The following is a 14,572-nucleotide window of genomic DNA, read 5'->3' on the forward strand; positions in this document are numbered from 1 at the left end:
GATTTTGTTCCTTAAAAGTGGGAGGCTCTAGCTTTTTAAAGATAGAAGCTAGAAAGTAAAGCTTTTTTCTAATCTATCTTGCAAAAGCCACCACACGTGTATAATATTGCACTTTCTGTTTGAAATGGTATAATGAAGAATGGTTCAAAACGAATCGCTATGAAAAAGAGGTGATAGTATGGCAATTGGCTATCCGAATGGTTAAAAAATCCAAAAAAGAGTGGCAAAAACCGCAAAGTACCAAGAAACAAATCGAATTTGGTAACCGAGGAATGTCGCTAGAGGATGATTTAAACGATACCAATACCTATTATCTAGCACAAGAACGGGCTGTCATTCATAAAAAGCCAACTCCGGTTCAAATTGTTCAAGTGGACTATCCAAAACGGAGTAGTGCTATGATCAAAGAGGCTTATTTTAAGCGGCCTTCAACAACAGACTATAATGGCGTCTATAATGGAAAGTACTTGGATTTTGAAGCGAAGGAAACTAAAAACAAAACCGCTTTTCCACTAAGTAATTTCCATCCCCATCAAATTGAACACATGACACAAGTGACTAAACAAGAAGGCATTGCCTTTGTTATTACTTCGTTCAGCGGACTTGGGGAAGTTTATCTCACGATGTTCGATGCTTTTTTCCCCTTCTGGGAGCGCATGCTTCAAGGCGGACGAAAATCCATTACACTAGATGAGATTAGACAACATTCTGACCAAATTCCTTATGGTCTAAATCCTCGATTAGACTTTTTGTCTATTATTGACCAAAAGTGCTTTTAATCGAATTTTTAAAGGAGAGAATTTTTAATGGCAGACAAACTGCAAACACGAGCGGAATTTCGTAGCCAGAAATCTGGAGTTCCCCCTAAAAAACCGAAAAAAGTAACTGGAAAAAAAATACTTAAATTTGTTTTCTTTGCGGCTCTTTTTTTGTGCTTTTTTTTGGAATCGCCATAGGAGCAACCGTCTTTTATAGTTACGCAAAAGATGCGCCTGAACTTTCAGATTCTAAATTGCGTGACCCGCTTTCTTCTAAATTACTCGATAAAGACGGGAAGGTTTTTGCGGAAGTTGGAACAGAACGCCGCGATTATATTGAATATAAAGATATTCCAAAATCTCTTCAAGATGCCATTCTTTCGACAGAGGACACACGGTTTTATGAACATGATGGCCTTGATCCGATTCGACTTGGCGGAGCTGTCATTGCTAACGTTAAAGAAGGCTTTGGAGCTGAGGGAGCAAGTACGTTATCTCAGCAAATTATCAAGATGTCTTACCTTGACTACACGAATAAAACACTTGGACGGAAAGCCCAAGAGGCTTATCTCGCCCTTAAACTTGAAGAAAAATATAGCAAACAAGATATCATCGAAATTTATGTCAACAAAGTTTACATGTCTGACCGAGTTCACGGAATGGAAACGGCTGCGGAACATTATTTTGGCAAAAAATTAGATAAATTAAATCTTGCAGAAACAGCACTCATCGCTGGTATGCCACAAAGTCCAAACAATTATAACCCATACGACCATCCAGAAGCAGCTAAAAAACGGCGTGATATCGTCCTTTCTAATATGTACAAAAATGGAAAAATCACAAAATCAGAAATGGACCAAGCAAAAACGGTTCAAGTTGCAACTGGACTTCGCTCGGAAGCTGATCGTAAAGACAAAACTTATAAATACGATGCTTACGTCACACAAGTTCTAAGCGAAATTCCAAAAGAATATGATGTTTATAAAGATGGGCTCACCATTTATACTTCGCTTGATCAAGATGCTCAAAAGTATACGGAAGAAATGCTTAATTCAAATGATGTTGTTCAATTTTCTGATGACAAAATGCAAGCCGGGATTGTTCTTCAAAACACCAAAAACGGTCGCATTGAAGCGATCGGTGGCTCGCGTAATCAAAAAGAAAATGTGACGCGTGGCTATAACTATGCCACACAGCTTAAACGTCAAGTTGGTTCCACCATGAAGCCGATCGCAGATTATGGTCCAGCAATTGAATACCTCAACTGGTCGACCGCTAAAGTGCTTAAAGATGCACCTTACAGCTATTCTTCTGGAAATGAAATCAACAACTGGGATTTAAGCTATAAAGGTTCTCTTACCGTTCGCGAAGCGCTTTATATGTCGCGAAACATTCCAGCACTAAAAGCTTTACAAACGGTTGGACTCAACAAAGCAAAAACTTTTACAGATAAACTCGGGTTTAACTACAAAGAGTTTTATGAGTCTTACGCAATCGGTGCGAACGAATCGAATCCTGTTCAATTAGCTGGCGCTTATGCGGCTTTCGGGAATCAAGGGGTTTATAATAAGCCTCATGCTATCAAAAAAATCGTCCTTTCAGATGGCGACACAACGATGGATATGGAGCCTAAAAGCGAAACAGCAATGAAAGAGTCTACTGCTTATATGATTTCTGATATGCTAAAAGATGTTCTTTCGAGAGGAACTGGGACGAGTGCTGCTGTTCCAGGCGTTCCTGCAGCTGGGAAAACAGGGACAACAAACTTTGACGAAGAAGCCCAAAATAAATATAGCTATCCAAAAGGAGCTGCTCGAGATGCTTGGTTTGCAGGTTATACAACCGACTATTCGATCGCTGTTTGGACCGGCTATGACAACCTTAAAAACTATCTCTCTTCAAATGAACAGAAAATTTCACAGCGCATGTTTAGCAAATTAATGGCGCACGTATCAGAAGGAAAAAACACCTCTGACTTTAAGAAACCTAGTAGTGTTGTTTCTGTTCCGATCTTAAAAGGATCGAACCCGCCAACTGTTGCGGCATCTGGTACACCAAGCTCCGCTATTACAAACGAACTCTTCGTTAAAGGAACGGTCCCAAGCAGAACAGGTAGCGCAGCAGGTAGTTCAAACAGTAGTGATAGCGATGATGAAGATGACAATTCAAAAGAAGAACTTGATAAACAAAAAGAAGAAGAAGAACAAAAACGTCTAGAAGAACAGAAGAAAAAAGAGGAAGAAGAACGTAAAAAACAAGAAGAGGAAAAAGCGAACGTACTTACAGCACCTGCTGGTTTAAATGCAAGCTATAACGCTGCAACTAAACAAATTACAGCAAGTTGGAGTCCTGTAAATGGAGCCGCTTCTTATCAAGTCACCGTAAACGGTCAAACTTCAAGTGTTTCTTCAACTTCCATTAATATTTCAGGTGGAACTCCTGGATCTGTCACAACGATTTCTGTTGTCGCAGTGAAAGATGGGAAAACAAGTCCGGCAGCTTCTACAAGCGTCACGATTCCAAAAGAAGAGACTGGCGGAAATGAAAATGGAAACTCAGATAATAATGATGGAAATGATCAAAACCCACCAAATCAAGATAATAACAACCAAGCCACACGGGAAACCGGAAGCTGAACAAAAAAAGCTCCTCAGTTGAGGAGCTTTTTTTTGTTCAGCAGATTAGCCTTGTTTAGCGATTAACTTTCGTTGTTCAAGCATTAATTCATTTAATCCGCGAAAGCCAAGGAAGGTATTCCCGCGTTCTAAGCAATACGTAAGTCTGTCGTAGCAATTTAGGGGCTTTAATTCTAACTCGGATACCGCTTGCTCTAACTGGTCCAGCTTGACAGGCCGCCCGTTGCTCCAAAATAAAACAGATAAAAAAAAGGCCTTGTGCATCACGAACAATTGCCGGATCAGGCTTTTCATGAGCTCTAAGAACCGCATCTAGGTTTTCTAATAAAGCCGTCATTTGTTTTCCAAGTTTGCGACAAGCTTTCGCCCGGTCAAATTCCCAAGGTCTCACTCCCCCATTTTCTTGATAAAAAAGTTGCTCTTGCCAAAACGGTACTCCACTCACAAAAATCGAATCCACATCGAGTGAGTCGCTTTCAATGAGTGGTGCTGGAAAGGCCTCGTGAACGAGCTCTTTAGCATATTCAAGCTTAACCATCAAATCCTCTCGCTTTCGCTTGTTTTTTTCCTTCCCGGCAAATCGAAAGTAATGGACAAGTTGGGCATTCCGGTTTTCTTGCTTTGCAGTGATAGCGCCCAAAGAAAATCAAATCATGGTGCGCTTGCGACCACATTTCTGTGGGTAACTTTCGTTTGAGTGTCTCTTCTACTTCTTGAACAGAATCCTTCCATCTGCATATTGCAAGTCGCTTTGTCACACGTTCCACATGCGTATCAACTGCAATCGCAGGAATTCCAAATCCCACTGATAAAACAACGTTCGCAGTCTTTCGACCAACTCCAGGCAGGCTTTCAAGGGCTTCATGTGTATCGGGCACTTCACCATTAAACGCTTCAATTAAACGACATGACAACCCTTGTATGTTCTTTGCTTTATTGCGATATAAACCAATCGAGCGAATGTCGCTTTCCAATTCTTCAAGCGGAACAGCGAGATAATCTTCAGGTGTCTGATATTTTTCAAAAAGTGAAGCTGTTACTTTATTGACAAGCGCATCCGTACACTGCGCTGAAAGCACTACAGCAATCAAAAGTTCAAACGTATTTTTATGGACTAGTTCACAGTGAGCATTCGGAAACATTTTTTCCATCTCTTGAATGCAAAAAATGGTTTGTTTTTTATTCAGCATCTTTGTTTGTCACCCTTTTCTGTTTTCCAGCCAATCGTAAAGCGGTATGGAATTTTTACTTTTTTTTGATTTCGTTTGGCGTACTTGAAAAGCCAGTACGACCATGTTGATGAAATTCTTCTGCCGCTCGTTGTGCCTCTTCCACCGTTTTGACACCTTTATCTTTCCAATTTAGTAAAATTCGATCAATATATCGGAAATTCTTTTTTTGAGCAATCACGGCTTCTTTTAATGCTTCACGAACAAGAGCCGGCGCAAACCGATCTTGATCTAGCCAACCAGAAATCATTTCAGCTTCAATCGGTGACAGCGGACGACCAAATTCTGACTCAAATAAGCGGTACACGTGAATTTCATTTTCTTCATCTTGTTGCACTTGCGTGCGCAATTCTTCGTTTTCTAAATACGCTTCCAGTTTATGATAAAGCGGTGCCAATGAATAGCGCTCCGTTAGCACGCCACTTGCTTGATCTTGTTCAATCATAAGAATTCCCTTATGAAAAAGCGTCTCTACAAGACGCATCACGTTTTCTTTTCCAAGTGTCATTCGCTCCGCTAATTCTTCCATGGAAGGGAAGGGATTTCCAGCCGTGCGAAACGATTCAATCTGCAAGATAAGCACTAGTTCTGTTTCATTCATTTGAAGCGCTGCATAATGGCGCATAACAACTTGTGGAAGGGAGACAACGCCTTCTATGATCCAGTCTCTCGTTAAATTTTGATCCATCCTAAACACCTCATCCAAATTATAGCATAGACCCGAATAATAAGAAAATCTAGTTCAAAACGATTTTTCGGGTAAGAAAAAAAAACGAAAAGCAAGGCGATTCACAGCACTTGCTTTTCGAAATTAATTTTTCTTTTTAAGGATAAAGACGATTCAGTAAACGTGGGAATGGAATGGTTTCACGAACATGTTCCGCTCCTGTAAGCCATGCGACTGTTCTCTCAAGGCCAAGGCCAAAGCCAGAATGAGGAACCGATCCGTAACGGGCAAGATCAATATACCAGCTGTAGGCTTCCTCATCTAGGCCAAACTCCCGGATGCGCTCCAGAAGAACCTCTAAGTCATGAATCCGTTCGGAGCCGCCAATAATTTCACCATAACCTTCAGGCGCAATCAAATCCGCACAAAGTACCACATCTGGGTTTTCCGGATCTTCTGGCATATAAAATGGTTTGATTCCCTTCGGATAATGCGTAATGAAAACCGGTTTGTCAAAGCTATCTGCGATGGCTGTTTCATGTGGCGCGCCAAAGTCTTCGCCCCATTCAATATCATCAAAGCCCTTTTTCTTTTAATAACTCAACCGCATCTGTATAAGTAATTCGAGGGAATGGTGCTGTCATTTTTTCAAGAACCGTTGTATCTCGTCCAAGGCGTTCAAGTTCAAGCGCACAATGATCGAGTACAGATTTTACTAGAAAAGCCACATAATTCTCTTGTACTTCTAGACTGTCTTTTAGTTCGTAGAAGGCCATTTCTGGTTCGATCATCCAGAATTCAATCAAATGACGGCGTGTTTTCGATTTTTCAGCACGGAATGTAGGCCCGAATGAAAAAACTTTTCCAAATGCCATCGCTGCAGCTTCCATATAAAGTTGACCACTTTGCGAGAGATAAGCATCTTCATCAAAATATTTCGTATGGAAGAGTTCTGTCGTTCCTTCCGGTGCACTTCCCGTAAGAATTGGTGGGTCAATTTTGATAAAGCCTTCACGGTTAAAAAACTCATATGTCGCACGAATAATTTCGTTTCGCACTTTCATAATGGCATGTTGACGGTTCGAACGCAACCAGAGGTGACGATGATCCATTAAAAATTCTGTTCCATGTTCTTTTGGTGTGATTGGGTAGTCATGCGCTTCAGCAATAACTTCAATCCCCTTTACAGCCATTTCATATCCAAATGGAGAACGAGTGTCTTCTTGGATCGTTCCTGTTACATAAAAGCTTGTTTCTTGGGTCATGCTTTTCGCAAGTTGGAAAATTTCTTCTTCTACTTCCGCTTTTACGACTACCCCTTGCATGAAAGCTGTGCCATCACGCATTTGCAAGAAAGCAATTTTACCGCTCGACCGCTTATTAGAAAGCCAAACGCCAATTGTAACTTCTTGATTGACATAATCTTTTGCTTGATTAATTGTTATTTTCACTATTTACACTCCCTATTTCATCATAAAATCTTGAATTCGGTTTAATGCCGTTTGGAAAAGGTCAGGATCAGTTGCATAAGACAACCGAATATAATCTGGCATCCCAAACCCAGATCCAGGAATAACCGCAACAAGCGCTTGGTTCAACAAGGCCTCGGCAAAAGCATCCACTGAATGGAATCCCTTTTGTTTCGCTGCTTCTTTTGCTTCTATGAAAAAGTAAAAAGCACCGTCTGGCTTTTTCGGTTTAAAGCCAGGGATCTTTTCAAGTTGCGGGTAAAAGCGTTCCATACGCTCTTCAAATGCCTGATACATTTTTTCAGGCACTTCTTGACTGCCAGTATAAGCCTCAAGCGCAGCATATTGCGCACTCACACTTGGATTACTCGTCATGTGATCTGCTAGTTTCCCCATTGCCGCTATAACTGGACGCGGACCAGCTGCATAACCGATTCGCCAACCCGTCATGGCATAGGCTTTCGAAACACCGTTTACAACAATCGTTCGCTCGTAAAATTCCGGGCCAAAACTTGCCACAGAAACAAGATCACTTTTATCCCCATAATATAGTTTTTCATAAATCTCATCGGAAATCATATAAAGATCGTGCTGAACCGCCAGTTCGCCGAGGGCTTTTAACTCATCACTTGAATAACTCATCCCGGTTGGATTGTTGGGAGAGTTTAACACAATGGCTTTCGTCTTCGCAGTGATAGCTTTTTCAAAATCAGCTGGAAGAATTTTAAAATCTTGATCAAAACCCGTTTCCACAAAAACAGGAACGCCTCCGGCAAGTTTGACTTGTTCTGGATAGGTTACCCAATACGGAACCGGAATAATCACTTCATCGCCTGGATTGATAATCGCTTGAAACGCAGAATAAAGGACATGCTTCGCTCCTGTCCCTACAAAAATTTGTTCCTCCGAGTAATCAAGTGACTGATCTCGCTTTAATTTTTCAGAAATCGCGTCTTTTAATTCTTTAATACCACTTGAAGGTGTATATTTCGTATGGCCTTCTTCCATGGAGCGATAAGCTGCTTGAATGATATTCTCTGGAGTATTAAAATCTGGCTCTCCTGCTCCAAGCCCAATTACATCAATGCCCTCTTGCTTCATTTTTTTGGCTTTTGCCGTAATAAAAAGCGTAGGGGAAGGGGCAACTTGTTCTACACGGTTTGACAAAGGCTGTTTCATCTTTCTCTCCTCCAATTCGAACTCTTCTTGCGTTTATAAGTTTTCAATTTGTCGTAGCCACTTTCCTTCGCTAAACGACATGTCATAATAACCTAATTGATCGTCTTTATCCAAATAGCTTACTTCCCATAATGGGACGCCGTCTTCCATTCCAAGTGTCACGTTCAGAATCTTGGCTGGCTTTTTCTTTGCCTCAACAATTTCCCGCGCTTTCTGTGCTGAAATACCATCTGAAGCATATTTCACTAAGATTTCCCCAGATTTCTTTTTGGGAACCCAGACGATAATTTTTTTCCCGGCTTTATTTTCTCCTGTTAAAACATAGTAGGTCTCTTTCGTTCCATTATAAAGATAGAACTGATCTTGTTTCTTTAAATCTACACTTCCTTTAATTCGTGAAAGTGCCGCTGCTTCTGTTTTTTTAATCGGTTTTTCGGAATAATTTAAAAACCAAATTCCCACTAGAAAAACGACGACGACAACCGCAAGCGGAATCAGAATTATAGGTAGAATTCTACGTTTTCTCCTTGTTCGCAACATATTCCTCTCATTTCTTTCTTCAAATTGCCGAACATTCGGCAGAAGAATGCTAAACATGTTCTTATTATAGCAATTCAAACCTCATTTTTGAAGTGTTACTCCTCTTCTTCCTCAAAAAAGTTCGTCATTTCTTCAAGCAAAACCGATTTATCCCCTTTGACTTCTGTCACATCGGGAATAGAATTTAAAAAAACTTTGACCGAAAGTCGTCGTATCCACACGATTATCAAAGATCACGACAATACCACGGTCCGTTTCTCGTCGGATCAAACGACCAAACCCTTGTTTAAACCGAAGCACAGCTTGTGGAAGCGAAAAGGTTTGAAAAGCATTTTCCCCACGTTTTTTATGCAAATCAATTTGTGCTTTCGTATAAGGATCATCAAGAGGTGCAAAAGGAAGGCGAACAATAACAAGACAACTAAGGGCTTCGCCCGGGATGTCAATCCCTTCCCAGAAACTCGTGGTTCCAAGAAGAACTGCCCTATCAAACTGCCGAAACTGTTTCGTTAAACGATTGACACTGCCACTTGAAAGGCCTTGTCCTAGTATCATAAATTCTTCCAGTTCTTGACGCTCTTTCAAGTAGCTATACACAAGCCGAAGCATTTCATGAGATGTAAAGAGCACAAGCATCTTTCCTTTTGTAATTAACAGCATTTCGCTCAAATAATCCGCCAGTATTTGCGTATATTTGGCAACTGGTGTGCCTTTAATTTGTGGCATATCATTTGGCATTAAAATGCGCGCTTGCTCTGCGTAATTGAACGGCGAAGGAATTTGTGCTTCAATAAGGTCCGTTGTATTAAGTCCTAGTTCTTTTTTTTATATAAGTGAACTTGCCATTTACAGAAAGCGTGGCCGACGTTAAAATGACACTTTCCTTTTTGGAGAAGAAAGCCTCTTTTAGTGCCTCTTCAGGAGTCATGTAAGAACCAATGATCCGTAAACTCGAAACGTGATGGTTTTTATCTGATTCAAGCGTAATCGTCATAACTTCTTCGCTGTTTACTTCAAGCCTTCTAAATTCATCACTCATCGCTTTCCAGTCAAGCAAAAAGGAGTACACTTCTTCCACAAAAGCAGTTTCTGCTTCTTTAAGTGGTGCCTCAGCTCGCCCTTTTTCAAGTAAATTACTTAAGTTTCTTTCCACTTCATGGAAAAGCACGGCAACATTATCTGCTGCATAACGTAGCGTTTCCGTAAAGTGAACGACTTCTGTATTTTCAATCAGTACAAGTTTTGTATCTGCTTTTTTCGTATTCACTAGAAGAGCATGTAGTTCTGTAAAAAAGTCTTCAATGGCTTCGTTTAATTTCACCTGTGCAATATTTAAATCAAATAAACTCTCTTCGCCCGGAAACACAAAAGCAAGCCGGCTAAGGAGGGAATATTTTTCAAGCGATCCTAATTGATTTAGAAAATATTTAACTTTACGGTAAGACAAAATAAAGCTTTTTTTCTCGCGCGCACTTTCAGCAAAATGATGTGCCTCATCAATGACAGCAACAGAATACTCCGGCAAAATTTTTCTTGCTTGGAAATGGTCAGCTAAAAGAAGAGCATGATTCACGATTAAAAGATCAGCCTGTTGCGCTTTTTTAACGCTGAATTTATAAAAATCATATTGAATCCACGGGTCATCGCTTTCATTTAAGTACCAGCCCGTGTGTTTCAGCCGATTCCAAAACAGCGCGCCTCCACTTGACAAGTTGACTTCATCAATATCGCCCGTTTCTGTTTCTGAAAGCCATACTAAAAGCTTCATTTTCGTCACCACAACATCATATTGCGGATCAGATTCATTTAATAGCTGCTCAAACTTAAATAAATTAAGATAATGCTCTCGCCCTTTCAAAATCTCTGCACGAACGCCCATCCCCGCAAGACTTCTCGCAAGCGGAACATCTTTTTCAAAAAGCTGCGTCTGTAACGCATTTGTATATGTACTGATTAAAACGGGTTGCTCCCTTTCTTTTGCCACATATAGTGCTGGAAAAAAATAGCCAAGCGACTTTCCGATCCCAGTTCCCGCCTCAATCAACGCATGTTTTTTCTCTTGCATGGCACGATACACTAAATTCATCATTTCAAACTGACCGTTTCTTGCATAAAGCGGCGTTCCCGCTTGTTTTAAGAGGGCTTCCTTTTCTTTCACTTCCTGCGGGAAAGTTCGACGAGTATCGGCTTTTTGCGCTTGAACTTTCGGTAACTGCTTTTTGCGCAGGACAAGGCCACGGTAAATAAAAAGATGATCTGGCATCTCCTCGTGCTGCTTCCCTTTCTTCATCTCGGTCTCAAATAAAAGTGTTGGCAAATGATTTTTTAATGGGCTAGCAATCGCTGTTAATTTTTCAACCAGTGGGAGTGGGAGCGCTTCAAGCTTTGTTAGTAGCTGAATAAGCAAAAGTGCGGTTACTTCTGCATCGCTATCAGCTTGGTGAGGATTTTCATGTGCGAGTCCAAATTCATCTCCAAGATCCTGCAACTTATAGCTATCTATTTCTGGATAAAGAATCCGCGCTAATTCAACCGTATCTAGTAGTGGGATTTTGGGCGGCGTCATTCCGATTCTGAACATCTCTTTTTGTAAAAAAGTCCAATCAAATGAGACATTATGCGCGACAAAAATAGTGCCTTCTAGTAGCGCATAAATGGTTTCTGCAACATCTTCAAAAAGAGGAGCATCTAAAACGTCCTTCGAATCAATCCCTGTGAGTTCTTTAATAAACGGCGGAATCGGCTTTTCTGGATTGATAAAAGTTGAAAAGCGCTGAACAATTTTCCCATCTTCTACCATGACGGCTGCGAACTGAATGATTCGGTCTTCTTTTGAGGCTTGATTCCCAGTCGTCTCGAGATCCACAACCACATATTTTTTCAATCTGCTTTTCATTTTCTTCACCTTCCTAAAATCCGATCCGCCGCACTAATTATTCGAGTGTTGTTTCCGGCAACTCCTGATAGAGCCTTTCAGTAATTTGATTTTGTTCATTTAACACAATCACCTTTGGAACCAGTTTCTTAGCTTCCAGAGTTTCCATCTGCGCATAGCCCATAATGATGATCGTATCCCCTGGAGCAACTAATCTCGCCGCAGCTCCATTCACACAAATCACGCCACTTCCATATGCCCCTTCAATAACATAGGTTTCAAATCGGGCTCCATTATGGTTATCGACAATTTGAACCCGCTCATTTGGCAAAAGCCCTGTTGCTTCCAGTAAAGCAGCATCGATCGTAATACTGCCTACATAATTCAAATTGGCTTCCGTTATCGTCGCGCGGTGAATTTTCGCATGCATCATTGTTCGTAGCATTCGGCTTCACCTCCGCTTGGCAGAACAATTTCGTTATCGATCAAACGGGCCTTTTTATACTTGACAGCAGCAGCAAGAACCATTGGCTTCGTAAAATCCGTAACAGGTTTAAAATCTGGATAACTATAAAGCGCTAAATAGTCGAGTTTCAAAGTCACGTCTTGAAGGACTTCCTGAACCGCTCCTAAAATTTCTTGCTCACTTTGACATCCGCTTAAAATGCGATCCTTTCCGGCTAAAAGAGCACGGTGAATCACAGGAGCTTCATTTCGCTCTTCTTCAAGCAAGTTAACATTTCGGCTACTTTTTGCAAGACCATCGGCTTCGCGCACAGTTTCAACAGTACGAATGTCTACCGGTAAAAAATAATCCGAAACGAAATTTTGAACGATCGCAACTTGTTGGGCATCTTTTTGTCCAAAATAAGCGCGATCCGGTTGAACAAGCATAAATAATTTTAAAAGTACCGTCAAGACCCCATCAAAGTGACCTGGGCGTGCTTTCCCGTCCAAAACATCAACTGCTAGAACGGCTTTCACTTGCGCGCTCACTTTTCGCGGGTAAATTTCCTCAACCGACGGAATAAACAAAAGATCGACTTTCGCATTTTCGCTTAACTCGATGTCTTTTGTTTCATCGCGCGGATAAGCATCCAAATCCTCATTTGGGCCAAACTGCGTGGGATTTACGAACACGCTTGCCACAACAAAATCATTTTCCAAGCGAGCTTTTTTCATCAAAGCAAGGTGCCCCTCATGTAAACTTCCCATTGTGGGGACAAAGCCAATACTTTTATTTGTTTGACTTGAAAGGATTTTCTTTAATTCGAGCTTCGAACGAACAACCTGCATCATGCTTTTTCTCCCCCGTAAAGACCACGAAGCTCTTCTTCTTTCATCGTAAACGAATGCACATCCTCGGGGAATTTTTTCGCTCTTACATCAGCAACATACGCTTTAAGCGCTGGCTCAATCAGTTGATCGACTTCTGCGTAAGCTTTCACGAACTTCGCCCGCCGTGAGATCCCGTATCCGACAATGTCATGATAGACAAGGACTTGTCCATCCGTTTCGGCACCAGCACCGATACCTATCGTTGGAATCGAAAGTGCCTCAGTCACTTTTTCAGCGAGCTGCTTTGGAATGGCTTCAAGAACCAGTGCAATTGCCCCCGCCGCTTCCACTTCTTTTGCTTGTTGAAGTAAAGCATTCGCCTCATCCATTGATTTCGCACGCACTTTATAACTCCCTGTAAGCCCGACGCTTTGTGGGGTAAGACCTAAGTGCGCGACAACCGGTGCTCCCGCTTCTGTTAGCGACCTGATTTTTCCAACAACACTCCCCGCACCTTCAAGCTTAATCGCATCGGCGCCGCCTTCTTGAATCAGTAAACGTGCATGTTGAAGTGTTTCACTTGTTGAACCGTGATAACTCATAAAAGGCATATCCGTCACGACAAACGTATGAGGAGCTCCACGTTTTACAGCTTTTGTATGGTGGATCATATCAGAAAGTGTAACTGGAACGGTTGATTCATAGCCAAGCACCACCATTCCAAGTGAGTCTCCGACGAGAATAAGATCCATTCCAGCTCTTTCTGCATTTTTCGCTGATGGATAGTCGTACGCTGTCATCATCACAATTTTTTCCGAACGCGACTTCATTTCAAAAAAATCAATCGGTTTCTTCATTTTTTCATCCTTTCGTCCATGTTCATATCACGAATCACGGCAAAAATTAGTTTTTTGAAGACAGGGCCGTATCGTTTCCTCTAGGAATACAATCATTCGCCTAGCTTCATCTGCTATCTTATCACATTTTTAAAATCCCTTAAAGTTTAGCGCCAAAAGAAAAAGCACCAGCCAAAAGACCGGTGCTACTTTGTTTCCTTAGATGGAAAAGGAATAATTTGACGGTTACTCTCCGCATTTTTTTTCTTTCTTATCTTCCTCTTCTCTTTCTGCTTGTTTAAGCAAATCAAAACTTAACTCATCAATCAAGCTTTCACTTTGTCTTACGATTTCCCAAAAAGTTCTAGCTTCGCTCGGATTTTCCTCAAAAATATCTTCAAGCGTTTTTCTCGCAAGCGTCATGCGTTCTTCCTTTCGCATGTAGGGCTGCTCCATTTCACTCATCCCCTCAAAATAAAATCCTCACCCTTATTTTAGCACTTCTTAAGCGTATAAAATGTGACGAAAAATCGAATTTTATTTGGGAAAAACGATAATTTTTCAAAAAAAATATCGCTTTTTTATGATAAATTTTTTCTAAGCCAGTCGGTCAGTTCTTTTTTTGAATCATTTCCGTGAAAAATCGCTTGAACTTTTCCATTTTTAAAAGCAATTAACGTCGGAACCGAATCAATTTTAACTTTTTTTTAAAGCGCTGATCATTGCCTTACGATCTTTCTCACCCGCTTGATCCGTGTTGTAATAGTCAAGCTTGCCCCAGTCATTTTCTTTTAAGACCTGTTGCAAAATAGGTTGAAAAGCCTGACAGTCTGGGCAAGTTGGTCGCCCTACATAAACTACTTGGGTTCGTTTGTCAATCTCAATCTGTGCGAATTTTTCCGTTCCGATTGGATTTAAAAATGACTTGCCAGCTTTTTCCGTTTGCTGCGCCTTCTCACTCGACTGTTTATCAGAATCAGAAAACGATCCACAAGCACTAAGTAACAATAATGCCATAATGGAAATCAGCAGTAAATGGATAGATTTTCGCATACCAAACCTCCTCACCTAGATTATACCGGAAATGGCGCTAAATGAAAAAACG

9 protein-coding genes and 5 pseudogenes are annotated in these 14,572 nt (G+C 41.1%); 2 read left to right on the forward strand and 12 right to left on the reverse strand.

Features of this window, described 5'->3' with window-relative positions; all coding sequences use genetic code 11:
* Nucleotides 1–178: 178 nt before the first annotated feature.
* Both recU and MAQA_RS04475 read left to right on the forward strand, forming a co-directional pair.
* Nucleotides 179–779, forward strand: a pseudogene (gene recU, locus MAQA_RS04470) (Holliday junction resolvase RecU).
* A 27-nt stretch (nucleotides 780–806) separates the two neighbouring features.
* Nucleotides 807–3,394, forward strand: a pseudogene (locus MAQA_RS04475) (transglycosylase domain-containing protein).
* 45 nt (nucleotides 3,395–3,439) lie between these two features.
* On the opposite strand, the pseudogene MAQA_RS04480 reads toward MAQA_RS04475, so the two are convergent.
* The 12 genes and pseudogenes from MAQA_RS04480 to MAQA_RS04535 all read right to left on the reverse strand — a co-directional run bounded on the left by MAQA_RS04480 (nucleotide 3,440) and on the right by MAQA_RS04535 (nucleotide 14,520).
* Nucleotides 3,440–3,932 (reverse strand): annotated as a pseudogene (locus tag MAQA_RS04480) (YpoC family protein).
* Nucleotides 3,925–4,584: an endonuclease III gene (nth, locus tag MAQA_RS04485; protein ID WP_036071772.1), complete on the reverse strand. Its 660-nt coding sequence runs from the start codon at nucleotides 4,582–4,584 to the stop codon at nucleotides 3,925–3,927. Before nth ends, MAQA_RS04480 begins: the two are co-directional and overlap by 8 nt.
* A 55-nt stretch (nucleotides 4,585–4,639) precedes the next feature.
* Nucleotides 4,640–5,311 (reverse strand): DnaD domain-containing protein, encoded by a 672-nt coding sequence (locus MAQA_RS04490; protein WP_241463088.1) that lies wholly within the window; start codon nucleotides 5,309–5,311, stop codon nucleotides 4,640–4,642.
* 136 nt (nucleotides 5,312–5,447) lie between these two features.
* Nucleotides 5,448–6,741 (reverse strand): annotated as a pseudogene (gene asnS, locus MAQA_RS04495) (asparagine--tRNA ligase).
* A gap of 12 nt (nucleotides 6,742–6,753) precedes the next feature.
* A complete protein-coding gene (locus MAQA_RS04500) occupies nucleotides 6,754–7,938 on the reverse strand; it encodes a pyridoxal phosphate-dependent aminotransferase (protein WP_036071774.1) in 1,185 nt (394 codons plus the stop codon).
* A 33-nt stretch (nucleotides 7,939–7,971) separates the two neighbouring features.
* Nucleotides 7,972–8,535, reverse strand: a complete 564-nt coding sequence (locus MAQA_RS04505; protein WP_420911934.1) for a cell wall elongation regulator TseB-like domain-containing protein — start codon at nucleotides 8,533–8,535, stop codon at nucleotides 7,972–7,974.
* A gap of 38 nt (nucleotides 8,536–8,573) precedes the next feature.
* A pseudogene (gene dinG / locus MAQA_RS04510) lies at nucleotides 8,574–11,374 on the reverse strand (ATP-dependent DNA helicase DinG).
* Nucleotides 11,375–11,411: 37 nt separating this feature from the next.
* On the reverse strand, nucleotides 11,412–11,798 hold the full coding sequence (gene panD / locus MAQA_RS04515; protein WP_036071776.1) for an aspartate 1-decarboxylase: 387 nt from the start codon (nucleotides 11,796–11,798) through the stop codon (nucleotides 11,412–11,414).
* Nucleotides 11,783–12,649: a pantoate--beta-alanine ligase gene (panC, locus tag MAQA_RS04520; protein WP_036072167.1), complete on the reverse strand. Its 867-nt coding sequence runs from the start codon at nucleotides 12,647–12,649 to the stop codon at nucleotides 11,783–11,785. Before panC ends, panD begins: the two co-directional genes overlap by 16 nt.
* Complete coding sequence (gene panB, locus MAQA_RS04525) at nucleotides 12,649–13,488, reverse strand: 3-methyl-2-oxobutanoate hydroxymethyltransferase (RefSeq protein ID WP_036071778.1); 840 nt, start codon at nucleotides 13,486–13,488, stop codon at nucleotides 12,649–12,651. Before panB ends, panC begins: the two co-directional genes overlap by 1 nt.
* A 225-nt stretch (nucleotides 13,489–13,713) precedes the next feature.
* Nucleotides 13,714–13,923, reverse strand: a complete 210-nt coding sequence (locus MAQA_RS04530) for a hypothetical protein (protein WP_036071781.1) — start codon at nucleotides 13,921–13,923, stop codon at nucleotides 13,714–13,716.
* Nucleotides 13,924–14,163: 240 nt separating this feature from the next.
* Nucleotides 14,164–14,520, reverse strand: a complete 357-nt coding sequence (locus MAQA_RS04535; protein ID WP_241463091.1) for a thioredoxin family protein — start codon at nucleotides 14,518–14,520, stop codon at nucleotides 14,164–14,166.
* Nucleotides 14,521–14,572 lie beyond the last annotated feature (52 nt).

Origin of the sequence: Listeria aquatica FSL S10-1188 (assembly GCF_000525795.1) — a bacterium.
Taxonomy (GTDB): Bacteria; Bacillota; Bacilli; order Lactobacillales; family Listeriaceae; genus Listeria; species Listeria aquatica.